We start from the raw sequence: 23,918 nt of genomic DNA on the forward strand, positions 1-23,918 counted from the left end.
TACCTGCGACTATCATGACAGTATCTTCCGTCACATCACTTCAGCGTCAGGAAATTCGCCGCCTTATCCGGCAGCGCCGTCGTTCTCTCTCGATTGAACAACAAACCGATATGGCCCAGCAGGCCGCTGCCCGTATGATGGCGTATCCGCCCGTAGTCATGGCGCATTCTGTGGCGCTGTTTCTCTCTTTTGATGGCGAACTTGATACCCGACCGCTGATCGACCAGCTCTGGCGCGCGGGCAAACGCGTTTATCTTCCGGTTTTGCATCCGTTTAGCGCCGGCAATTTGCTGTTTTTACGTTATCATCCGCAAAGTGAGCTGGTAATGAATCGTCTGAAAATTCAGGAACCCAGGCTGGACGTGCGTGAGGTATTGCCGCTGGCACAGCTGGATGTTCTGATCGTCCCGCTGGTGGCGTTTGACGCTCAGGGCCAGCGTCTGGGGATGGGCGGTGGATTTTACGATCGGACATTGCAGCACTGGCAACAGTATCGCTTACAGCCGGTCGGTTACGCGCATGACTGCCAGCAGGTGGACGCGATACCGGTTGAAGAGTGGGATATTCCGCTACCGGCGGTGGTAACACCGTCTGTTGTCCGGGAGTGGTAAACTACCCTCACCCCTGCCCTCTCCCTGAGGGAGAGGGTGCTGTCCGTACTCGTTGCACGTTTCTGCGCCATCTCATCCGCAGGCCCGGTAAGCGCAGCGCCACCGGGCAACAGACTCAGTACAGTAACCGGGCGCGAATCGTTCCCGGGATCGCTTTCATACTTTGCAGTGCGCGCTGGGCCACATCTTCCTCAGCTTCAATATCAATAACCACATATCCCATCATTGATGAGGTCTGCAAGAACTGCGCGGCAATGTTAATGCCCTGCGCGGCAAAGATTTGGTTAATCGCGGTTAATACGCCAGGACGGTTTTCATGGATGTGCAGCAGACGGCGGCCGCCGTGTAACGGCAGCGACACTTCCGGGAAGTTGACGGCTGACAGCGTAGAGCCATTGTCGGAATATTTAGCCAGTTTACCAGCAACTTCAAGGCCGATGTTTTCCTGCGCTTCCTGGGTGGAGCCGCCAATATGCGGCGTCAGTATCACATTGTCGAACTCGCACAGCGGCGAAGTAAACGGGTCGGTGTTTGTTGCAGGCTCAGTCGGGAAGACGTCGATAGCCGCTCCGGCCAGATGTTTACGTGACAGCGCATCGCACAGAGCAGGAATATCCACCACAGTGCCACGCGCGGCGTTGATCAACAACGCACCGGGTTTCATCAGCGCCAGTTCTTCCGGCCCCATCATATTTTTGGTCGAGGCGTTTTCCGGCACGTGCAGACTAACCACGTCACTCATATTCAGCAGGTCGGAAAGATGTTGCACCTGAGTGGCATTGCCCAGGGGCAGTTTATTTTCAATGTCGTAAAAATACACGTACATCCCCAGCGATTCCGCCAGAATGCCAAGCTGAGTGCCGATATGACCATAACCAATAATGCCCAGCTTTTTGCCGCGTGCTTCAAACGAGCCTGAGGCCAGCTTGTTCCAGATCCCGCGGTGGGCTTTAGCATTGGCTTCCGGTATTCCGCGCAACAGCAGCAGCAGTTCCCCGATCACCAGTTCAGCCACGGAACGCGTATTAGAGAACGGCGCGTTAAATACCGGCACACCGCGTTTGGCTGCGGCATCCAGATCGACCTGATTAGTACCGATGCAGAAGCAGCCTACCGCCACCAGCTTCTCAGCCGCGGCCAGCACCTCTTCTGTCAGATTTGTACGGGAACGCAGACCGATGAAATGGGCGTCACGGATCGATTCCTTCAGCTGTTCGGTGCTCAGCGCGCCTTTGTGATATTCAATGTTGGTATAACCCGCAGCACGCAGGCTATCCAGCGCTTTCTGGTGAACACCTTCAACCAGCAGAAACTTAATTTTATCTTTTTCCAGTGATACCTTTGCCATTTCCCCGACCCTGTCTTTGTCTTAACGGATATTGAGCTAAACGCCACTCTCTCTAAGCAACATATCAAAAAAAACTATCGCGGCAATATGAACGTTTGCGTCGGTAAATTGAGGGAATGTCATACTGCGGAAAATAGCAGCATAAAATGCTGGACTAAGAAGATTGCGTGGGGGAATTATCAGAGCGGACAGCAAAACGTGATACATGTCACTAAATTTGGCGATCGGAATTTTTTTAAACGGGGGAGCTAATCCCCCGTCAGATCATTTCACGATAGTTTTCACGCCATCAGCAGTTCCGATGAGCGCAACATCAGCGCCACGATTGGCAAACAGGCCCACCGTCACAACACCCGGAATGCCATTAATCGCGTTTTCGGTGGCAACAGGGTCGATAATCTCCATTCCCCAGACGTCAAGGATAACGTTGCCGTTGTCGGTTAATACACCCTGGCGATATTCCGGGCGCCCACCCAGCTTGACCAGCTCACGCGCCACCGCGCTGCGCGCCATCGGGATCACTTCCACAGGCAGCGGAAAGGTGCCGAGGATATCGACCTGTTTTGATGCATCGGCAATGCAGATGAACTTATCTGCGACCGAGGCAATAATTTTTTCCCGGGTCAGCGCCGCGCCGCCGCCTTTGATCATTTGCATCTGGCCATTAATCTCGTCTGCGCCATCAACATAGATGCCCAGGCGATCCACTTCATTGAGATCAAATACCGTGATGCCGAGACTTTTCAGTTTAGCGGTAGACGCATCGGAACTGGATACCGCCCCCTCAATTTGCCCTTTCATGGTACCCAGCGCATCAATAAAATGGGCGGCAGTCGAACCGGTCCCTACCCCAACAATTGTGCCCGGTACGACATACTGAAGGGCGGCCCAGCCTACTGCTTTTTTCAGTTCATCCTGCGTCATCATATTTACCTGTGGAGTGATAATCCTGTGCGCATTATAGAACATCTGCCCCCCGAATGTCCCTGCCACGCGCGTGACCGAATCAGACAGACAATTTCGTCTGTATCCGCGTCGGATTTATGTCATAGTGCTATACAGAAACTACCAGGGAGCCACACAATTACATGAAACGTCCGGACTACAGAACGTTACAGGCGCTGGATGCAGTGATCCGTGAACGTGGATTTGAACGCGCAGCGCAGAAGCTATGCATTACCCAGTCCGCCGTCTCACAGCGTATTAAACAGTTAGAAAATATGTTTGGACAACCGCTACTGGTACGTACTGTTCCACCACGTCCAACCGAGCAGGGACAAAAGCTGCTGGCATTATTACGTCAAGTTGAGATGCTGGAAGAGGAATGGCTGGGCGATGAGCAGACCGGCTCTACCCCGCTGCTGCTGTCGCTGGCGGTAAACGCCGACAGTCTGGCCACCTGGCTGCTGCCTGCCCTGGCCCCGGTTCTGGTCGATTCGCCAATACGCCTGAATCTACAGGTGGAAGATGAAACGCGTACGCAGGAGCGTTTACGGCGTGGTGAAGTGGTGGGTGCGGTAAGTATTCAGCCGCAGGCGCTGCCAAGCTGTCTGGTCGATCCCCTTGGTGCGCTGGATTATCTATTTGTGGCGTCGAAAGAGTTTGCAGCGCGATATTTTCCTAACGGGGTTACCCGCTCGGCGCTATTAAAGGCCCCTGCCGTCGCGTTTGATCATCTGGATGATATGCATCAGGCATTTTTACAGCAGAATTTTGATTTGCCGCCGGGCAGCGTGCCCTGCCACATCGTTAACTCATCGGAAGCGTTCGTTCAGCTGGCGCGTCAGGGAACAACATGCTGTATGATCCCGCACCTGCAAATAGAAAAAGAGCTTAAAAGTGGCGAGCTTATCGATCTGACGCCGGGTCTGTATCAACGTCGAATGCTGTACTGGCACCGTTTTGCACCAGAGAGTCGGATGATGCGCAATGTTACCGATGCGCTGCTGGAACATGGGCACCGGGTGCTGCGCCAGGTTTGAATATGCCCCCGCACACAGGGGGCATTACACAGACTCTTTTACTGCGCTTTTTCTGCCGTCTCAGGCGTCGCGGCATTCTGGTTCTGATTCGCGTTCTGTCCAGGCTGCAGTTCAAATACCACATCGACCTGATCGTCAAACTGAATCGTTGCCTGCTCGTAGGATTCCTGAGCTGAGGCCGGGGCCGCGTCAGCTTTCATCATCCGCACCATCGGGCTCGGCTGATAATTGGAAACATGATAGCGCACGCTATATACCGGCCCCAGCGTACCTTTAAAGCCGGAAGCCAGTTCCTGCGCCTGACGAACAGCATCATCAATGGCCGCTTTACGCGCCTGATCTTTATAGGTATCAGGTTTTGCCACGCCTAACGAGACGGAACGAATTTCGTTCAGCCCCGCTTTCAGCGCACCGTCTAACAGGGCGTTAAGCTTATCCAGCTCGCGCAGCGTCACTTCAACCGTTCTTACCGCCTGATACCCTTTAAGAATGCTTTTCCCGTTCTGATAATCGTAATCAGGCTGGGTACGCAAATTGGCGGAACGGATGTCCTTTTTCGCTACGCCATTTTGTTCAAGGAAAGTGAGATATTGCGCCACACGCTCGTCAGCTTGTTTCTTGGCTGACGCAGCATCTTTGGCCGCGATGTTAACTTCAATTGCCAGCGTTGCAATATCCGGAACAGCATCAACGCTCGCCGTGCCGGAAGTGACAATATGCGGACCATTCGGCAGTTCATTTGCCGAAGCCGACATTGCGCCTAAACTCACCAGTGCCGCCAGGGCCATCACTTTAAACTTCACTGTCGAACCTCCATTTGCGTTAAGCACCCACCAAGAGAGCACATGCCAGCAAGCTTAGTCTTTGCGCGCAGAAAGTCCATCAGACAAGGCTTAGTTAAACAATGTCTGAATGTGATTAACGCCTTCTTTCGCCAGCTGAAAAGCGATAAACCACATAACGCAGCCTACCACAATATTGATGGTACGTTGTGCCCTTGCCGTGCGCAGACGGGGGGCCAACCATGCGGCCAGCAGTGCAAGACCAAAGAACCACAGGAACGAGGCGCTGACGGTGCCCGCGGCAAACCAGCGTCGCGGCACGCTCTCCAACTGGCCACCAAGACTGCCCAGCACGACAAAAGTGTCGAGATAAACATGCGGATTAAGCCACGTGACTGCCAGCATGGTCGCGATAATTTTCCAGCGTCCCTGGCGCATAACTTCCGCGCTGGCCAGCGCCAGATGACGACTCATGGCAGTTTTTAGTGCGCCAAAACCGTACCACAGTAAGAAAGCCACTCCGCCCCAGGTCACAATAGCCAGCAGCCAGGGCGATTGCACCAGCAGTGCGCTGCCGCCAAATACGCCGGCGCAAATCAGCGCCATATCACTTACCGCGCAGAGAAAGGCGATCATGATGTGATACTGTCGACGGATCCCCTGATTCATCACAAAGGCATTTTGTGGCCCGAGTGGCAGGATCATTGCGGCACCTAGTATAAGCCCCTGAAAATAATAAGATAACATATTGATAATTCCATGCTGAATGCCCATGGCGCAGACTATATATCAACCTTTTTATTAGCGGAAATTTAAAATTTTAATAAGCTATAAGAGCATCTAATAATTACACAGCACCGCTACTATCACGCAGCCAGCGATGAGTACTACGTTGGATAATAATCTGGCACCGATGGTTAATACGCTGGAGCATAGCGGCGCATATGACCGTGCTGAGTCAGCAAGAGATTAGCACCTGGGAAAAGGCGATTCATCTTCCGCAGGTTCAGTTTCAGTGGCGGGATAAGCAAAAAGCGAGGGCGTGGAATATGCCGCAAAAAAGTGGGCGCGATGCCTGAAGAAATAAACCGTTAATAGGGCTATTGCTCCCGTCACTTTTAACGGGAGCAATAGCATGTACACCTTAGTGCTTCACTAGATCGACTTCTTTCTCTTGTTTAGTCCGCTTAAGGTTAACGTCCATCTGCTGATACGGGAACTCAATACCTTTCGCGTCAAACTCGCGTTTAATGCGCTCCAGCACATCCCAGTATACGCTCTGCAAATCGCTGCTTTGGCTCCAGATACGGATCACAAAGTTGACCTGGGAGGCCGCCAGTTCGTTCATTCGCACCGTCATTTCACGATCTTTGATAATACGTTCGTCCGACTGGATAATATCGGTCAGGATCTTTTTTACCTGATCGATATCCGCGTCATAGGAAACGCCGATCACCAGCTCGTTACGGCGTACCGGTTCACGCGAATAGTTAATGATATTCCCGGCGATGATTTTACCGTTCGGAATAACCACATAGCGGCCATCGGATGAGCGCAGCGTAGTTGAAAAGATTTGCACGTGCAGCACGGTTCCGGCAACGCCCCCTAAATCAACATATTCACCGGAGCGGAAGTGGCGGAAGATGACCAGCAGCACGCCCGCAGCAAGGTTAGAGAGCGATCCCTGTAACGCCAGACCCACCGCCAGACCTGCTGCACCCAGTACAGCAATCACCGACGCCGTCTGGACACCGACCCGGCCGAGCGCGGCGATCAGCGTAAAACCAATGATAGCGTAACGTACCAGCGCAGAGAGGAAGTCCGCGACGGTGGCATCAATGTGACGGGCGATCATCACGCGATCGACCGCTTTTGAAACCACGCGCGCGACAATCACCCCAACCACGATAATCGCGATAGCCGCAACGATATTCACCACATAACTCAACAGCAGCGCCTGATTGGTTACCAGCCACGAGCCTGCATCATTGATACTGTCCACGACGTTTAAATCATCCATTAAGCCATCCTTATGGTTACTCAAAAAGAAAACGAACGGTCATCCCAAAGGGGGAAAGTAAGTTAGTAAAGGGTAAACACAAAGCGGAGAAATGCCAAATTGATCACAAAACCCGGCGACCAGGACGTTGAATACATAATAGAAAAATGCGGCTTAACCATAAAAAAAGACCCGCTGATGCGGGCCTTTAAACGACACGTTTAGCACGTGTTAATTACAGAACGTCTACGGCATTCAGCTCTTTGAAAGCCTGTTCCAGACGCGTAATCATGGATGTCTGCGCAGCACGCAGCCACACACGCGGGTCGTAGTATTTTTTGTTCGGCTGATCTGCGCCTTTCGGGTTACCCAGCTGGCCCTGCAGATAGCCTTCGTTAGTTTTGTAGTAGTTCAGGATACCTTCCCAGGTTGCCCACTGGGTATCGGTATCAATGTTCATTTTCACTACGCCATAGCTAACGGAGTCTTTGATTTCCTGAGCAGTAGAACCGGAACCGCCGTGGAATACGAAGTTCAGGCTGTTGTGCGGCAGGTTATGTTTCTTAGAAACATATTCCTGAGAGTCGCGCAGGATGGTTGGGGTCAGTTTAACGTTACCCGGCTTGTAAACGCCGTGTACGTTACCGAAGGACGCCGCGATGGTGAAACGCGGGCTGATTTTGCTCAGCTCGGTATACGCGTAATCAACGTCTTCCGGCTGAGTGTACAGCGCAGAGGCGTCCATGTGGCTGTTGTCCACACCATCTTCTTCACCACCGGTGCAACCCAGTTCCAGTTCCAGCGTCATGTCGATTTTCGCCATGCGGGTCAGGTACTGAGAGCACAGCGCGATGTTTTCTTCCAGAGATTCTTCAGACAGATCAATCATGTGGGAAGAGAACAGCGGTTTGCCGGTAGCAGCGAAGTGTTTTTCACCCGCATCCAGCAGGCCGTCAATCCACGGCAGCAATTTTTTCGCGCAGTGGTCAGTGTGCAGGATCACCGGCACGCCGTAGTGTTCAGCCATCTGATGTACATGATGTGCGCCAGAGATTGCGCCAAGAATAGCAGCACCCTGAGGAACGTCGGTTTTTACGCCTTTACCGGCGATAAACTGCGCACCACCGTTAGAGAACTGGACAATAACCGGGGCTTTAACTTTCGCTGCAGCTTCAAGGACGGCGTTGATAGAGTCGGTACCCACGCAGTTTACCGCTGGCAGTGCGAAGTTGTTTTCTTTCGCTACCTGGAAGACTTTCTGTACGTCATCACCAGTAATGACGCCTGGTTTTACGAAATCAAAAATTTTAGACATGTTACGGAGTCCTGTATCGTCGGGCCTGAGAAAAATATCTACCGCGCCGATATCAGCGCGGCCAGAAAACAGCGGGCAGGAAACCCTGCCCATAGTAACGATTACTTCTTCGCACGCTCTTCGAGCATGGCAACTGCTGGCAGAACTTTACCTTCCACGAATTCGAGGAACGCGCCGCCGCCAGTAGAGATATAGGAAATTTTGTCGGAGATACCGAACAGGTCGATAGCCGCCAGAGTGTCACCGCCGCCCGCGATAGAGAACGCGTCGCTGTCAGCGATCGCGTTAGCGATAACTTCGGTGCCTTTGCGGAAGTTAGCAAATTCGAACACGCCTACCGGGCCGTTCCACAGGATGGTTTTGGCATTTTTCAGGATTTCAGCCAGTTTCTCAGCGGAAGCATCACCCAGGTCGAGGATCTGCTCTTCGTCTTTGATATCGCTAACGGATTTCAGGGTTGCGGTTGCCGTTTCAGAGAACTCGGTAGCCACGCGAACATCCGTCGGAACCGGGATATCGCAGGTGGTCAGCAGGCGTTTAGCTTCATCAACCAGATCGGCTTCGTACAGAGATTTGCCTACGTTATGGCCCTGAGCTGCCACAAACGTGTTGGCGATACCACCGCCCACGATCAGCTGGTCAGCGATTTTAGACAGGGAATCCAGAACGGTCAGTTTGGTGGAAACTTTAGAACCACCCACAATGGCAACCATTGGACGAGCTGGTTCTTTCAGCGCTTTACCCAGCGCATCCAGTTCAGCTGCCAGCAGCGGACCAGCACAGGCTACGTCAGCGAATTTTGCGATGCCGTGAGTTGACGCCTGGGCACGGTGAGCCGTACCGAAAGCATCCATCACAAATACATCACACAGTGCTGCATATTTTTTGGACAGTGCTTCGTCGTCTTTTTTCTCGCCTTTGTTAAAGCGAACATTTTCCAGAACGACCAGCTCGCCGTCAGCCACTTCAACACCGTCGAGGTAATCTTTTACCAGACGAACCGGGCTGGAGAGTTTGTCTTTCAGATAGTTAACTACCGGCAGCAGAGAGAATTCTTCATTGTACTCGCCTTCGGTAGGACGACCCAGGTGAGAAGTTACCATCACTTTAGCACCTTGTTTCAGGGCCAGTTCGATAGTCGGCAGAGAAGCACGAATACGCGCATCGCTGGTCACTTTCCCTTCTTTAACTGGTACGTTCAAATCCGCACGGATGAAAACGCGTTTACCAGCAAGATCCAAATCGGTCATCTTAATTACAGACATGGTGAATCCTCTCGTTGATTCTTAAAGTTTTGCAGGCGCAACAAGCGCCCTACCTGAAACCAATAGCTGCCATCGCTAACGTCGTGTCGAGCATTCGGTTAGCAAAGCCCCATTCATTATCGCACCAGACGAGCGTCTTAATCAGGTGCGCACCACTTACGCGCGTTTGTGTGCCATCAACAATAGCACTGTGCGGATCGTGGTTAAAATCAGTTGAGACTAACGGTAATTCCGTATAGTCAACTATACCATGAAATGCATCCCGTGCTGCTTTTTGCAGCAACTGATTGACTTCAATGGCTTTTACCGGTTGCTTCACGGTGACGCTAAGATCGATAGCCGTCACGTTTATTGTCGGTACGCGCACGGCAATAGCTTCAAAACAGTCATCAAACTGCGGCAGAATGCGGGCAATACCCGCAGCCAGCTTTGTATCAACCGGGATAATGGATTGACTCGCCGCACGTGTACGACGCAGATCCGGATGGTAAGCGTCAATCACCTGTTGATCGTGCATTGCAGAGTGAATTGTTGTCACCGTGCCGGACTCGATAGCAAACGCATCATCCAGCAATTTAATGATCGGAATAATACAATTTGTGGTACAGGAGGCGTTGGAGACGATGCGGTCTTCCGCTTGTAGCGCGTCATGATTAACGCCATAGACTACTGTCGCATCAAGATCGTTACTGCCAGGATGCGAAAAGAGAACTTTTTTTGCTCCCGCAGTCAGATGAGCGTTCCCGTGATCGCGAGTGCCATATACGCCGGTACAGTCCAGCACGATATCGACACCCAGTTCACCCCAGGGAAGCGCCTCAATTGAGCGCTCATGCAGAAGACGGATAGCGTCATCACCGACGAAAAGCTGCTCGCGCTCCTGGCGCACATCCCAGGCAAAGCGTCCGTGGCTGGTGTCGTATTTCAATAAATGTGCGATACCTGCTGCATCGGCCAGTTCATTGATTGCCACGACGGTCATTTCCGCCCGACGCCCGGATTCATATAAAGCACGAACCACGTTGCGCCCAATGCGACCGAAGCCATTAATCGCTACACGTACGGTCATAGATCTCCTGCAAAACGTCCCGATTCCATGAAGCTGACAGAATAATGCAGCAGCCCATTCAGGGAAACCTTGCCTGTCACAAACTGCGACTGATTGATTAATTGTCGAACATTTAATCGACTGAAACGGTTCAGCTAGGATAGGTGAATTGTGGAATAAAAGGAATGAATGCCTTATGGGTAAGCACATTTATCTGATCTGCGTCACATTTTCTCCTGACCGTGTCTGGGCTTTTATTCCATACCGGGAATTATGTATAACGATAGCGAATCTTTTTAGTTGTCCGTAATGACATTTACTGATTTAAATCAGAGTTCGTACCTCGTTACACGCATAAGATCCGCCGCACGTCCGGGTCCCGGAGTTATAACCTATTATGGAACATTTAAACCTCCCTGCTGGCGCGCACTTTTACGCCCTTCGTCTTCTTCCTGGTCAGGAAGTCTTTGCTCAACTCCATGCTTTCATTCATGCACATCATATCCATGCCGGATGGATTGCAGGCTGTACCGGGAGCCTCACCGATGTTGCGTTACGCTATGCCGGCCGCGAAGAAACGACCCGATTAGCCGGGACGTATGAAGTGATTTCACTCAATGGCACGCTGGAGCTAACGGGCGAACATCTGCATCTTGCGGTGTCCGATCCGGACGGCGTTATGCTCGGGGGACATATGATGCCCGGCTGTACCGTGCGTACCACCCTTGAACTGATTATTGGCGAACTGAAATCACTCTCGTTTAGCCGCCAGCCATGCGCCATTTCTGGCTATGACGAGCTGGTTATTACGCCACGCAACTAGACTATTGATAAGAGGTTTTCATGGCTCAACGCCGTTTTTCCAGTCTCTCTCTGGCACTAATCGTGATGTGTATTGCTATCAATATGGTCGGGGGGCAGCTGGCGAGTATGTTGAAGTTGCCCATTTTTCTGGATTCAATCGGAACATTCATTAGCGCGATTCTGCTGGGACCGTGGATCGGCATGTTAACCGGGCTGCTGACGAATCTACTCTGGGGTCTGTTGACCGATCCTATCGCTGCCGCATTTGCCCCTGTTGCCATGGTCATTGGGCTGGTCGCAGGCTGGCTGGCACGAGCCGGCTGGTTTCGGACTCTGCCAAAAGTCATTGCTAGCGGTGTGATTATTACGCTTGCCGTAACGTTAGTCGCTGTACCACTGCGCACCTGGCTGTTTGGCGGCGTAACCGGCAGCGGTGCCGATCTTTTCGTCGCGTGGATGCACTCGATGGGGCAAAACCTGGTTGAATCTGTCGCTGTTACCGTTCTGGGCGCAAATCTGGTCGATAAAATCCTTACAGCGATCGTCGTCTGGGTGCTGCTGCGCCAGCTTCCGCAACGGACGCTGCGGCATTTTCCGGGAACAACGGCGGTCCGCTAAATGCATCCTTTTACGTCGCTGACTCTGTGGGCGCTGGCGGCCTGGACCACGCTGTTAATGCCCTCAGGTATAGTTCTAATGGTATATAGCCCGGCCACGTTTCTCTTGCTGGTGCTGTGTCGCGCTACCCGTCACCGGGCGCGCTACGTCGCGTGGTTAATGATATCGCTGGGCGCGGGGCTGTGGCTGGTCCACGGGGGCTGGATCACCGCATGGCTGAGCGGACAACCGCGCGATCCGCAGCGCTGGGCAAATGCCATTACCCTGTGGCTACGCATCATGGCAATTGTCTCTACCTCTCAATTCTGGATGCAGTATGTGCCGGTTCACCGTTTTATTCGCGCGCTGTTTGCCTCACATCTCCCGCCGGGGATGGCTTATCTGTTCGCCGGACCGCTTCTGGTGGTGGAGCAGCTTAAACAACGGCTGACCACCATTCATGAGGCGCAACGGGCGCGCGGCGTGCCGCTCGATGGCCACTGGTATCAGCGGCTGAGCGCACTCCCCGCGCTGGTGGTGCCGCTGACACATAACGCTCTGAATGATTTAGCAGTGCGCGGCGCGGCCCTTGATATGCGGGCATTCCGTCTGCATCCCCGGCGCACCACCCTCTGGGCGCCTCCGGACAGCGTTGTACAACGCCTGGCGCGTTACGGCATGCTCATCACAATGGTGGCTGAAGCAGGAGTATGGCTATGGTTACGTTAGATCGCTTTTGCTTTCGACCTTCCGGTAGCACACAGCCAGAGCGCTATATCACCTGGCATTATGACCGTCCGGGCATGGTGTTGATCACCGGCGGCAACGGCAGCGGCAAAAGTACATTAGCCCAGCTGATGGCCGGCTGGTATCCCGACTTTCTTCCCGGCACGGTGAGCGGGAATGGCAGCCTGCTCGGCATGCCAATAGGTCAATGTTCGCTGGTCGAACAGGCGCAAACCATCCAACTTGTCCAGCAATCACCCTATTTGCAACTTTCCGGCTGCACGTTCAGCGTGGAGGAGGAAGTCGCTTTTGGTCCGGAAAATCTTTGCCTGTCCCCTGCGGATATTCTTCAGCGCATTGACGCTGCGCTAACGCTGACCGACTGCCAGTCTCTGCGCAAACGTCATCCGATTACGCTTTCCGGCGGTGAGACGCAGCGCGTAGTCATTGCCTGTGCGCTGGCGATGCAGCCGCAGATCCTGATCCTCGATGAGGCCTTTAGTCGCCTGACCACGCAGGCTACGCAAATGTTACTGGCACGTCTGCAACACTGGGCAGCGCAAAGACAGGCGCTGGTCATCCTTCTGGAGCGAAAAAATGAACCGTTTAGTCATTATTGTCAGCAAATATGGCAGCTTTTCGACGGGCAGCTGGAGTTAGTATGTTAGCGCTTACTAACGTTTCTTATCGCTGGCCGGGTGCTGACGATGATTGCCTGCGGGCGCTATCGCTAACGATAAAACAGGGCGAGTGGCTGGCGCTGACGGGAGACAATGGCGCGGGAAAATCAACCTTGCTGCGGCTGATGGCCGGACTGCTTACTCCTGACTCAGGAAGCGTTACGCTTCATGGTCGCCCGCTGGCACACCTCAAAAACCAACAGCGCGCCGCCGCAATTGGAGTCTTATTTCAGGAAGCAGAAAACCAAATTTTTCACAGCCAGGTAGAGAAAGAGGTCGCATTCGGTTTGCATCTGCAAAAACGACCCGCTGCGGAAATTGCTCAGCGTACGGCTGACGCCCTGGCGCTGTGTGGTTTAGAAGACGTGGCGCAGGCACACCCGCTGGATCTACACACGGCCCGGCGTCGGATGGTGGCCGTTGCCTCGCTGGAAGCCCTGGCGCCGCCGATCATTCTGCTGGACGAACCCAGCCGTGATTTTGACGATCGCTGGCTGGATATTTTTGAGCGCTGGCTAATCACCTGTCGCCAGCGCGGGACCACCGTACTGGCGATAAGCCACGATCCAGCATTCACTCGCCGCCATTTTGCGCGCGTGGTGCGCCTGGATCAGGGGTCGCTTATCAGCAACGAGTGATAGTGGTTTACGGATAAAAAAACGGGCCGCATTACGCGACCCGTTGCAGAAGATACCGTGCAATTATATCTTAATTACAGCAGTTCTTTCGCTTTCGCCAGAACGTTGTCCACGGTGAAGCCAAACTCTTCAAACAGTAGCTCTGCCGGTGCAGACTCACCGAACGTGGTCATGCCAACCACAGCACCGTTCAGACCCACGTACTTGAACCAGTAGTCAGCGATACCTGCTTCGATAGCAACACGTGCAGAAACAGCTTTCGGCAGTACGGCCTCACGGTAAGCAGCATCCTGCTTGTCGAATGCATCGGTAGACGGCATGGAAACCACGCGCGCTTTCACGCCTTCAGCAGTCAGTTTTTCATAGGCTGCCACCGCCAGTTCAACTTCAGAACCGGTTGCGATGAAGATCAGCTGCGGCTGCCCGTCACACTCTTTCAGTACGTAACCGCCGCGCGCAACGTTTGCCAGCTGTTCTTCGCTACGTTCCTGCTGCGCCAGATTCTGACGAGACAGGATCAGCGCCGTCGGGCCGTCCTGACGCTCAACACCGTACTTCCACGCGATGGCAGATTCAACCTGATCGCACGGACGCCATGTCGACATGTTTGGCGTTAAACGCAGGGAGGCAACCTGCTCTACCGGCTGGTGAGTCGGGCCATCTTCGCCAAGACCAATAGAGTCGTGGGTATACACCATGACCTGACGCTGTTTCATCAGCGCCGCCATACGTACTGCATTACGGGCATACTCAACGAACATCAGGAAGGTTGAGGTGTACGGCAGAAAACCACCGTGCAGGGAGATCCCGTTAGCAATCGCAGTCATACCGAATTCGCGCACGCCGTAATGAATATAATTACCTGCGGTATCTTCGTTGATCGCTTTAGAGCCTGACCAGATTGTCAGGTTAGACGGTGCGAGGTCGGCAGAGCCACCGAGGAATTCAGGCAGCAGCGGACCAAAGGCTTCAATCGCATTCTGCGATGCTTTACGGCTGGCAATCTTAGACGGATTAGCTTGCAATTTAGCGATGAACTCGCTGGCTTTAGCATCGAAATCGGCAGGCATGTCGCCTTTCATACGACGGGTGAACTCAGCGGCTTCCTGTGGGAAAGCTTTAGCATACGCGGCAAACTTCTCATTCCACGCAGACTCTTTAGCCTGACCCATTTCTTTGGCATCCCACTGCGCATAAATTTCAGACGGGATTTCAAACGGCGCGTACTTCCAGCCCAGCTGTTCACGGGTCAGGGCGATTTCGGCATCACCCAGCGGCGCACCGTGAGAATCGTGTGTGCCGGCTTTATTCGGCGAACCAAAACCGATAATGGTTTTGCACAGCAGCAGTGACGGTTTATCGGTGACCGCACGAGCTTCTTCTACTGCGCGTTTAATCGCGTCAGCATCATGACCGTCAACACCGCGCACTACGTGCCAGCCGTAGGCTTCAAAACGCTTCGCGGTGTCATCGGTGAACCAGCCTTCAACATGACCGTCGATGGAGATGCCGTTGTCGTCATAGAACGCGACCAGTTTGCCTAACTTTAACGTGCCTGCCAGGGAGCATACTTCGTGAGAGATGCCTTCCATCATGCAGCCATCGCCCATAAAGGCATAGGTATGGTGGTCGACGATGTCGTGGCCCGGACGGTTGAACTGGGCGGCCAGCGTTTTTTCAGCAATCGCCATACCTACCGCGTTTGCAATCCCCTGCCCCAGCGGACCAGTGGTGGTTTCTACACCTGCGGTATAACCCACTTCCGGGTGGCCCGGCGTTTTCGAGTGCAGCTGACGGAAGTTTTTCAGTTCATCGATTGGCAGATCATAACCTGTGAGGTGTAACAGGCTATAAATCAGCATGGAGCCATGACCATTAGACAGCACAAAGCGGTCGCGGTCGGCCCAGGATGGGTTAGATGGGTTGTGGTTCATGAAATCACGCCACAGGACTTCGGCAATGTCAGCCATACCCATTGGGGCACCCGGATGACCGGATTTGGCTTTCTGTACGGCATCCATGCTCAGCGCACGAATAGCATTGGCAAGCTCTTTACGTGAGGACATTTTGACTCCAGATCGGATAAATGAAGGCCATGCCCGTAACGACTTGACGACAGCGCGTTTTGGGCTACGCCGGAAAAAAGTGCCAACAATGTAACCCAAGCGACAAGCCATGTACATGGAGCATCCTTGCATGGATTCAGAAATCTCCGGATCGTCCGTGCAGGTTGCGCAATCTCCTCGCCTGCCAGCTAAATTTTTCTTTATACTCATTTTCAGATACTGATTTATATCGAACCAGTACATTATCAGAATAAATACCTCACTCATGTGGAAGAGAATAAATGAAAATTCGCTCAACCTTACTTGCTCTTGGGATCGCGACCGCCCTGACCGGCTGTCAAAATATGGACTCTAATGGTTTTTTAAGTTCGGGTGCAGAGGCGTTTCAGGCTTATACCCTCAGTGACGCGCAAGTAAAGCAACTGAGTGATGAAGCCTGTAAAGAAATGGACGGCAAAGCTTCTATCGCGCCATCCAGCAGCGATTACAGCAAGCGTCTGGTAAAAATCGCCGATGCGCTGGGCGATAATATTAATGGTCAGCCGGTAAATTATAAGGTTTATCAGACTAAAGACGTCAATGCCTTTGCGATGGCAAACGGCTGTATCCGCGTCTATAGCGGCCTGATGGACATGATGAACGATAATGAGGTCGAAGCGGTTATCGGTCATGAAATGGGCCACGTTGCACTGGGTCACGTGAAGAAAGGAATGCAGGTTGCTCTTGGTACCAACGCCGTGCGTGGGGCCGCAACTTCAGCTGGCGGTATAGTGGGTAGCCTCTCCCAATCCCAGCTGGGCGACTTAGGCGAAAAACTGGTTAATTCGCAATTCTCTCAGCGTCAGGAATCAGAAGCGGACGACTATTCCTATGATTTGCTGCGCAAACGCGGGATCAGCCCGGCGGGTCTGGCCACCAGCTTTGAGAAGCTGGCAAAACTGGAAGCCGGCCGCCAAAGCTCAATGTTCGACGATCACCCCGCATCTGAAGCCCGCGCCCAGCATATCCGCGATCGCATGAGCGCAGACGGAATCAAATAGTACGGACATTAAAGCCGGAGAGTGCCCTGCTCTCCGGCCCCCTTTTTTCATTCACCCTTGTAATTTCAGACGTCAATATCATCACCCGTATCTATTAATTATACAAAAATACAAATAACATATGATTTATAAATAATCATTCATTTAAATAATGCGATTTCAATTAGTGATACTTTTAATAAAACTAAATTAATATTTAGTAAATAATAATGTGCAGCAATCTACGCATTTAATATAATGACTTCCCATTTAATATTAGTTAAATATTTTTACATCACATCGGATACAAAAAGGGAAACAAGCATGAATTATATTTGTAAAGCCACCTTGTTGGCTGTGCTTATTAGCGCAGGGAATGTCGCTGCCGCAGAAGATGGCACCATCACGTTTACAGGGACAATTAGCGATGCCACCTGTGTTATAACCGGTGGTAGCACCAGTGAATCAACAACACCAGATTTCACTGTGACTTTACCATCAATAAGCACTACCGCACTCAGCAAAGAAGGTGAGCGCGCGGGAGATACGCCGTTCCATATTACGCTAAGCGGCACCCAATGTGCGGATGGTAAAGTGGCAAACGTATTTTTTGAAGTGGCACAGAGCACCAATATTGATGCAACCACTGGCTATTTGAAAAACAGCACGGCAAAAAGTAGCGGCGGCGCTGAAAAAGTACAAATTGGCTTACTGGATTCAGACAAGGCTATCCTGAATCTGAATACTGCCAACAATACCGCCAAAAGCGTTACCGTTGCATCAAATACTGCACGCTTCGATTACTGGGCGCAATATGTTGCCGTAGGCGGTGCAGCAACGGCGGGTACAGTGAATACAGACGTTGTTTATTCTATTAAATATCAGTAATCAAAACGGGGCGGGAGCGTTATCCGCCCCTCCTTTTTAGAGTCTAAGAATATGTTAAGTAATTTATTGAAAGCTATACCGCTATGCGCTTTCATGTGCATAGGCAGTGCTAATGCCACTATACAAATATTATCAACCCGCATCGCCTTTAATGCGGCAGAAAAAGAGCAAACCATTAGAATAAATAATATTGGAAATGCCCCGGAATTAGTTCAGGTCTGGTTATCCAGCGATGAAAAGAGCGATGGCATGACAAAGGAAGCTTTACCTTTTTTTATTAATCCACCCGCAGCAAGGGTAAATGCGCAGAAAGGTAAGGTATTCCGTATTTTCCAGACCAAAGGAGCAATAAGTAAATATCCTAAAGACCGGGAAACGCTGCTGTGGCTTAACGTACTGGATATTCCGCCAGACATGCCCGAAGGTGCTGACAAAAACCAGTTAAAAATGGCTTTTCGCACCATGATTAAGTTTTTTTACCGCCCAGCCGGTTTGAAAAGTAATCCTCAAGAAGCTGCCGATAATTTACATTGGGAATTACGCAAAGTTGCCAGGGGATATGATGTTATAGGTACAAATAATTCCCCCTACCACGTCAGTATGACTAATGTATGGTTAACAGATGGACAGGGTAAAGACGTTCAAATCGTAGGCAATATGGTTCTTCCATATAGCACATTGACTTATCACTTTCCGCAGGTCGGTTCGATAAGCGGTAAAGGCATTTTTAAATATAACTACATCACTGACCTCGGTGCATACATTAAAAAAACATATAACTTCTAAGATGGATAGCCAACCAGGATGGTTAAATGAGCGCCAATGGAAAAAAAAGATGTCGTCCCAGGCTACGACGTCTGGTTATTTTACAATGCATAAGCCTGCTTTTATGTCACTCAAATAGCTATGCAGCCAATGAGAAAAAAAGCGTCTCTTTTTCTCAGGGTTTTATGCACTATTACGATAGCGGCATCGATCTTTCGCAGTTTGATGGCGCAGAGAAAATTCTTCCCGGTCAGTACAAACTTGAGATCTACAGCAACCAGAAAAAAGTCGATAGCTGGCCTGTTCGCTTTGTTGCGGCAAACAATGAGCAAGGGGTAAACGCGTGTTTAACGCCAGAAATGGTGATTCGCTTTGATGTTGACACATCAAAATTGCCGGAAAACTGGCAATCAACACCGTGTCTGATTCTGCCCGACCTGATCCCGGGCGCAACGGTCAAGTACAATCAGGAAGATGAAAGGCTGGATGTAACGGTCCCACAGGCCATGCTGCTGAATACACCCGAAGGATATATCAGCCCGGAGTTGTGGGATAACGGTGTTCCAGCACTGACCGCATCTTATTCGATAAGCGCCTCCAGCACGCACTACCGTGAACCGCAGCAGGAGACGGCTAATTACGGCTATGGCAACCTTCTCACCTCTCTGGACTTAGGCGCATGGCGTTTTACAACCTATGACAGCGCGCACATGCAGAATAATGGCCAGGGAAATGATTATGAGCATATCCAGGCTTATGCGGAGCGTGCGATTGCGTCCTGGCAATCTCAGATAACGCTCGGCGATCTCAGCACCACAGGTGATTTTTTTGATACCACCGGCATCCGCGGCGTTCGCCTGTCAACTGACGATCGTATGCTACCTGATTCCGTACGCAACTATGCGCCGATTGTCCGCGGCATGGCAAACAGCAACGCCACGGTGACCATTAAGCAAGCCGGTAATACGATTTATGAGAAAGTTGTGCCACCGGGTGAATTCGCCATTAGCGATCTGTACGCAACCGGCTATAGCGGCGATCTTGAAGTCACGGTTAAGGAAACTGATGGTAAACAGACATCGTTTGTTGTCCCGTACTCCAGCGTGCCTCAGCTATTACGTGAAGGCTATTATCGCTATTCCTTTGTCGCAGGTAATATTCGTAATACTAATCTTTCTGAGGACCCATCGCTAATAGAAAGCACCCTGCAATATGGCCTGATGAATAATCTGACCGGCTATATAGGCGGACAAAACGCTTTTGACGGCGATTATATGGCCCTGATGGGCGGTCTCGCGGTGAATACCTGGCTGGGCGCGGTGGGTATCGACGTTACGCGTTCATTTGTCGACTTCGACGATATGCCAGAAACAGGAAGTTGCGGCCGGTTCTGCGATATGAGCCTGCGAATTAGTCTTTCCCGAAATATGGTGGAAACCGGCACCAATTTCAGCCTGATTGGTTATCGCTATTCCAGCAAAAATTATTACTCATTAAGTGATGCTATCAACCTGAAACAGGCGATTGAATCGGGGCAACAGGATGCTAATCCGGATCGTTATCGTGAAAGGCTGGAAGCCAACATTAACCAGATGCTGCCGGACGGTTGGGGAAGTTTTTATGTCAGCGGCTTCGTAGGTAATGTCTGGAATGAGAAGCTGTCTCACACTGATAAATCCAACTTCACCCTGGGTTATAACAATCAGTTTGGTAGCACCAACTGGGGGATCTCAGTCAGCCGAACGGACAATGATGAAGGAGGACATGATGATACGATTTATCTCAACGTCTCCTTACCTCTGGGTCACCGTTATGAGAAGAAAGCACACCTGACGGCCAATCTTAGCTATAACAGCGATGAGGCAAATTTCCGTACGGCACTGAACGGCTCTGCCGGAGAGTATTCACAGTTAGGTTTTGGTGGCTATTTCAGCCAGTCAAATACTCCTGACACCAACTTTGGTATGAATCTTTCATGGACCGGTGACAGCGCGACAACAGGAATGTCCTATAGCCAGTCTCGTGATTCATTTATGGGCGGCATTAATATAAATGGCGGTATTGTCGCGCACCCAGGCGGGATTAACTTTGCGCCTTTATTAAGCGACACTATCGGTATCGTTGAAGCGAAAGGAGCGGAAGGTTCGCACATCTACCCTGATTCGAGAGCCGTCATTAAAGACAATGGTTATGGCATCGTCAGTTACCTGACGCCATACAAATATAATGATGTATTCCTCGATCCGAAAGGTACAGCGATGAGTGTAGATGTTGATGACACACGCCGTAAAATCGTTCCAACCGCAGGCTCGGCAGTTTTAATAAAAATGGGGACGCAACAAAATAAGCAGATGCTGGTTTATTTCCAACATGATCAAAATGAGTCTATTCCTTTTGGCGCATCGATCAATGATGCCGAATTAAAAAATATTGGCATTGTCGGACAAGGTGGTATGGCCATGATTCCATTAAATAATGGAAGCAATACCTTTGTTATTCAATGGAATAAAGACAAGCAGAAAAGACAATGTACCGTGAACTATCAATATAAAGCTAAAGAGAAAGCAGAAGAGTCAGCGCAGGACGATATCAATGCGCTCACCATTCCATGCTACGACTCCGGGGTTAAAAAATGAGTAAGATTTTACAACATATATCCTCAGCACTATTAATTATGCTGCTGGCCTGCTCAGTAGTAAAGGCAGCAACCTGTAGGCTTAATTCTGCAGAGTCTATCTTAAACATTGCTGACGACATTACGCTTAACCCTGCTGATAAAGGCGCGGCGGGTACAGTCTTATGGTCAAAAACGTTTCCGATGCCTGATGTTAAATATATCTGTGATACGGATAATTCAACAATATGGCACTCGACATACAGTCGTAATTATATTAGCACCGCCCAGGATAACGTATACGCGACTGAAATCCCTGGGATCGGCATACGAATTAAATGGCCAGCAAACGGCGCAGGCGTCTGGATCCCCGGCAACTCCACTTCGCTGGTGTGTAAAACCGGCTGCTCCATAACAGGAAATACAGTGCTGATTGAATTTGTGCAAACCGGAACGTTAAATCAGGGTGAAAGTTATATTCCGGCAGGGGAGATAGCGAAAGCTACTGTATCGCCGACCGCCAATACCAATGATAAATTACAGATCATGGCAATTAATTTTGGCTCATCGATTAAGGTCGTGACCCGCTCATGTGCTATTTATCCATCCAGCAATAGTATCGATCTGGGTTCATATGACCTGGCTTATTTTTCCAACAGCGCCTCAAGTCAAGGAGAGAAAAAAACATTCAATATTACTATTTCATGCCCTACTCCTGCCGACGTTTTATTGACCTTCACCTCTACTGCTAAAATACCTTTTGGCACCGGAAAAGGGATAATTGGTGTGGAAAAAGGCGATGGCTATGCCACTAATTTTGCTATCAGGCTTTATGAGAAATTGTCAGGATATTCTACATTGCTCGTTCTCGACAAGGTCTATGAATATAACGTTCCTTCCAGTTTAACTAAAACATACGAAGCGCAAATTTATGTCCCTGGCGGAATAAATCGTAAGACAGAATTAGGCGCAGGAAATATCGTCGGCGCCATCCAATATACTATGTTGATTCAATAATAAGGAAATTATGTCTATTCAACACTATAAAAAACTGCTTTTAGCGCTGCCCTTTATTTCAACAGCCTACGCTATTGAGTTACCGCCAGGACAGCAAAATAAACAAGAGCTTGACCGTCTTGAAAGGCAAAATAATCAGGCATTAATCGAAGATGCGAAACGCACAGAACAACGATTACAACAGCAACGCACCATAAGCCAGGGCGAGCAGCCGGCGAAAGAGGAAGACTCGTCGTCGTGGAAATTCAAAATTGATAAAATCGTTATCCTTGACGATGATCTTTTTGAAGATGCGCCTCAGCGTGTTGCCATCATTGAGCGCTATCAGGGTAAAGAATTAGGTAAAGCCGATATCTTTAATCTGGTCCGCGAACTGACTAACTTTTATATTGCACGTGGCTATGTCACTACCCTGGTTGGCATTGAGCCGGGTAATTTAAAGGAAGGTACGTTAACCCTGCGCGTCCTGTGGGGAAAAATTGATACGCTCAAAGCTAATGGTAAAGAGCCGGGATTTCGCCAGCGTACACGTTTATTTACCGCATATCCTTTTGCAAAAGGAAATGTTCTCAATATGCAGGATATTGACCAGGCCGTTGAAAACCTGATGCGCGTCTCTGGTCGGGATAACATTCAGTTGATCCCATCTGTTGTTAATGCCAGTTCCGATTTAAACCTTATTACCCAACCTGTCTTTCCATTATCTTTAGCGACAGGCTTGAATAACTCCGGCTCAAAATCCAGTGGCTGGCAGCAGTATTATGGCAGTGCCACCCTAAAGGACATCGCAGGTCTTAATGATATTTTTAATGCTTATTATTCATGGAACAACCTTAATAACAGCGAAGACAGCCAGGATTCGTTGTCGTTAAGTTACAGTATTCCGCTTGGGTACTGGGGAGTCGATCTTTCATATTATAAATCCAGCTATGATAAGATGATTGGTGGTTATTATGGCGGCTATGATAGCGATGGACATTCTGAGCGTTCTTCTATACGGGTAAGCAGAATGCTTACCCGTAATGCGTCCGGTAAAACCAGTATGTGGGCGAAGTTCGAAAAACGCCAAAACTATAACGGTATTGAAGGCGATCAGATTGATGTCAGCTCTAAAACCTACTCATCGCTATCTTCCGGCATAACATGGGTCGGTGCATTACTGGGAGGATGGTTCTATGGTGATGTTGGCGCATCATTCGGCACCCCCTGGTCTAATGCTACCTGGAAAAATGATAAAGATCTTGATGGTTTTGACGTCAATTATATTAGATATAATGGAATAGCCAGTTGGTCACGACCACTATTTCAGTTTGGCCGCCTGGGTATTAATTATGAACTGAATACGGGTTTTCAGTATACCAATAATACTCTGGTTAGTGATTATAAAATGACGCTGGGCGACGAGTATTCTGTGCGTGGTTTTAAAGATGATTCACTGATGGTGGACAGCGGTGCCTGGATTGCCAATACGCTTAATTTTCCCTTCGATATTAATATTGCGGGTATTTACCAGCTTACGCCCTATCTGGGTTATGACCTTGGTTTTGCTAAAGATAACTGTCCCGAAGGCGTTAATGCCTGCGACAGCCAGTTTATGATGGGGGCGGGTGTGGGGGTGAAAGCCTCTGGCCGGTTTTTCTCATCATCGGTGGCTGCGGGTTGGCCGGTTAAAAAACCAGACTCAATGGACAAAAATACTGTCGATAACACGGTGGTTTACTACAAGTTGGAAGTTAATTTTTAAATAAAGGATG

The 23,918-nt window shown here is 50.5% G+C and carries 23 protein-coding genes; 14 read left to right on the top strand and 9 right to left on the bottom strand.

The genetic code is table 11. The features are described from left to right. Positions 1-14 precede the first annotated feature (14 nt). Positions 15-611 (top strand): 5-formyltetrahydrofolate cyclo-ligase, encoded by a 597-nt coding sequence (locus AC791_RS01400; protein WP_049838700.1) that lies wholly within the window; start codon positions 15-17, stop codon positions 609-611. A 115-nt stretch (positions 612-726) separates the two neighbouring features. Here AC791_RS01400 and serA read toward each other — a convergent pair whose 3' ends face one another. Continuing rightward, on the bottom strand, positions 727-1,959 hold the full coding sequence (serA, locus tag AC791_RS01405) for a phosphoglycerate dehydrogenase (RefSeq protein WP_049838701.1): 1,233 nt from the start codon (positions 1,957-1,959) through the stop codon (positions 727-729). A 264-nt stretch (positions 1,960-2,223) separates the two neighbouring features. Next, positions 2,224-2,883 carry a ribose-5-phosphate isomerase RpiA gene (rpiA, locus tag AC791_RS01410; RefSeq protein ID WP_049838702.1) on the bottom strand — a complete coding sequence of 220 codons (660 nt, stop codon included), beginning with the start codon at positions 2,881-2,883 and terminating at the stop codon, positions 2,224-2,226. 164 nt (positions 2,884-3,047) lie between these two features. On the opposite strand from rpiA, the gene argP reads away from it, so the two are divergent. Beyond that, a complete protein-coding gene (gene argP / locus AC791_RS01415) occupies positions 3,048-3,941 on the top strand; it encodes a DNA-binding transcriptional regulator ArgP (protein WP_049838703.1) in 894 nt (297 codons plus the stop codon). 38 nt (positions 3,942-3,979) lie between these two features. Here argP and AC791_RS01420 read toward each other — a convergent pair whose 3' ends face one another. Both AC791_RS01420 and argO read right to left on the bottom strand, forming a co-directional pair. After that, positions 3,980-4,744, bottom strand: coding sequence for an oxidative stress defense protein (locus AC791_RS01420; RefSeq protein WP_049838704.1), 765 nt, complete (start codon positions 4,742-4,744; stop codon positions 3,980-3,982). Between the two features lie 90 nt (positions 4,745-4,834). After that, a complete protein-coding gene (gene argO / locus AC791_RS01425; RefSeq protein ID WP_049839047.1) occupies positions 4,835-5,470 on the bottom strand; it encodes an arginine exporter ArgO in 636 nt (211 codons plus the stop codon). A gap of 197 nt (positions 5,471-5,667) precedes the next feature. On the opposite strand from argO, the gene AC791_RS20845 reads away from it, so the two are divergent. Further along, positions 5,668-5,802 (top strand): hypothetical protein, encoded by a 135-nt coding sequence (locus tag AC791_RS20845; RefSeq protein ID WP_265597043.1) that lies wholly within the window; start codon positions 5,668-5,670, stop codon positions 5,800-5,802. 65 nt (positions 5,803-5,867) lie between these two features. Here AC791_RS20845 and mscS read toward each other — a convergent pair whose 3' ends face one another. From mscS to epd, 4 genes are all read right to left on the bottom strand, one after another. After that, the gene (mscS, locus tag AC791_RS01430) at positions 5,868-6,743 is read right to left on the bottom strand and encodes a small-conductance mechanosensitive channel MscS (protein ID WP_049838705.1); all 876 of its coding nucleotides are present in this window, start codon (positions 6,741-6,743) and stop codon (positions 5,868-5,870) included. Positions 6,744-6,957: 214 nt separating this feature from the next. Continuing rightward, complete coding sequence (fbaA, locus tag AC791_RS01435) at positions 6,958-8,037, bottom strand: class II fructose-bisphosphate aldolase (RefSeq protein ID WP_049839048.1); 1,080 nt, start codon at positions 8,035-8,037, stop codon at positions 6,958-6,960. Positions 8,038-8,138: 101 nt separating this feature from the next. Continuing rightward, on the bottom strand, positions 8,139-9,302 hold the full coding sequence (pgk, locus tag AC791_RS01440; protein WP_049838706.1) for a phosphoglycerate kinase: 1,164 nt from the start codon (positions 9,300-9,302) through the stop codon (positions 8,139-8,141). Positions 9,303-9,351: 49 nt separating this feature from the next. Beyond that, complete coding sequence (epd, locus tag AC791_RS01445) at positions 9,352-10,371, bottom strand: erythrose-4-phosphate dehydrogenase (protein WP_049838707.1); 1,020 nt, start codon at positions 10,369-10,371, stop codon at positions 9,352-9,354. 376 nt (positions 10,372-10,747) lie between these two features. On the opposite strand from epd, the gene AC791_RS01450 reads away from it, so the two are divergent. The 5 genes from AC791_RS01450 to AC791_RS01470 are packed head-to-tail and all read left to right on the top strand — an operon-like array spanning position 10,748 to position 13,795. After that, entirely contained in the window at positions 10,748-11,173 is a 426-nt protein-coding gene (locus AC791_RS01450) for a PPC domain-containing DNA-binding protein (RefSeq protein WP_049838708.1), read from the top strand. Positions 11,174-11,193: 20 nt separating this feature from the next. Further along, entirely contained in the window at positions 11,194-11,772 is a 579-nt protein-coding gene (locus tag AC791_RS01455) for an ECF transporter S component (protein ID WP_049838709.1), read from the top strand. Next, entirely contained in the window at positions 11,773-12,480 is a 708-nt protein-coding gene (locus tag AC791_RS01460; RefSeq protein WP_049838710.1) for an energy-coupling factor transporter transmembrane component T, read from the top strand. Continuing rightward, complete coding sequence (locus AC791_RS01465; protein ID WP_049838711.1) at positions 12,468-13,145, top strand: ABC transporter ATP-binding protein; 678 nt, start codon at positions 12,468-12,470, stop codon at positions 13,143-13,145. The genes AC791_RS01460 and AC791_RS01465 overlap by 13 nt, the downstream gene beginning before the upstream one ends. Further along, positions 13,139-13,795 carry an ABC transporter ATP-binding protein gene (locus AC791_RS01470; protein ID WP_049838712.1) on the top strand — a complete coding sequence of 219 codons (657 nt, stop codon included), beginning with the start codon at positions 13,139-13,141 and terminating at the stop codon, positions 13,793-13,795. The genes AC791_RS01465 and AC791_RS01470 overlap by 7 nt, the downstream gene beginning before the upstream one ends. A gap of 74 nt (positions 13,796-13,869) precedes the next feature. Here AC791_RS01470 and tkt read toward each other — a convergent pair whose 3' ends face one another. After that, entirely contained in the window at positions 13,870-15,861 is a 1,992-nt protein-coding gene (gene tkt / locus AC791_RS01475; protein WP_049838713.1) for a transketolase, read from the bottom strand. A gap of 281 nt (positions 15,862-16,142) precedes the next feature. Here tkt and AC791_RS01480 point away from each other — a divergent pair, with 281 nt between their 5' ends. From AC791_RS01480 to AC791_RS01505, 6 genes are all read left to right on the top strand, one after another. Continuing rightward, on the top strand, positions 16,143-16,901 hold the full coding sequence (locus tag AC791_RS01480; RefSeq protein WP_049838714.1) for a M48 family metallopeptidase: 759 nt from the start codon (positions 16,143-16,145) through the stop codon (positions 16,899-16,901). 303 nt (positions 16,902-17,204) lie between these two features. Then, on the top strand, positions 17,205-17,768 hold the full coding sequence (locus AC791_RS01485; protein WP_049838715.1) for a fimbrial protein: 564 nt from the start codon (positions 17,205-17,207) through the stop codon (positions 17,766-17,768). Positions 17,769-17,819: 51 nt separating this feature from the next. Beyond that, positions 17,820-18,554, top strand: coding sequence for a molecular chaperone (locus tag AC791_RS01490; protein ID WP_049838716.1), 735 nt, complete (start codon positions 17,820-17,822; stop codon positions 18,552-18,554). Between the two features lie 26 nt (positions 18,555-18,580). Beyond that, positions 18,581-21,169: a fimbria/pilus outer membrane usher protein gene (locus AC791_RS01495; protein ID WP_049838717.1), complete on the top strand. Its 2,589-nt coding sequence runs from the start codon at positions 18,581-18,583 to the stop codon at positions 21,167-21,169. Continuing rightward, positions 21,166-22,164, top strand: a complete 999-nt coding sequence (locus tag AC791_RS01500) for a fimbrial protein (protein WP_049838718.1) — start codon at positions 21,166-21,168, stop codon at positions 22,162-22,164. Before AC791_RS01495 ends, AC791_RS01500 begins: the two co-directional genes overlap by 4 nt. A gap of 10 nt (positions 22,165-22,174) precedes the next feature. Then, positions 22,175-23,908, top strand: a complete 1,734-nt coding sequence (locus tag AC791_RS01505) for a ShlB/FhaC/HecB family hemolysin secretion/activation protein (protein ID WP_049838719.1) — start codon at positions 22,175-22,177, stop codon at positions 23,906-23,908. The last annotated feature ends 10 nt before the right edge of the window (positions 23,909-23,918 follow it).

Origin of the sequence: Klebsiella sp. RIT-PI-d, assembly GCF_001187865.1 — a bacterium.
In the GTDB taxonomy this organism is placed as follows: domain Bacteria; phylum Pseudomonadota; class Gammaproteobacteria; order Enterobacterales; family Enterobacteriaceae; genus Superficieibacter.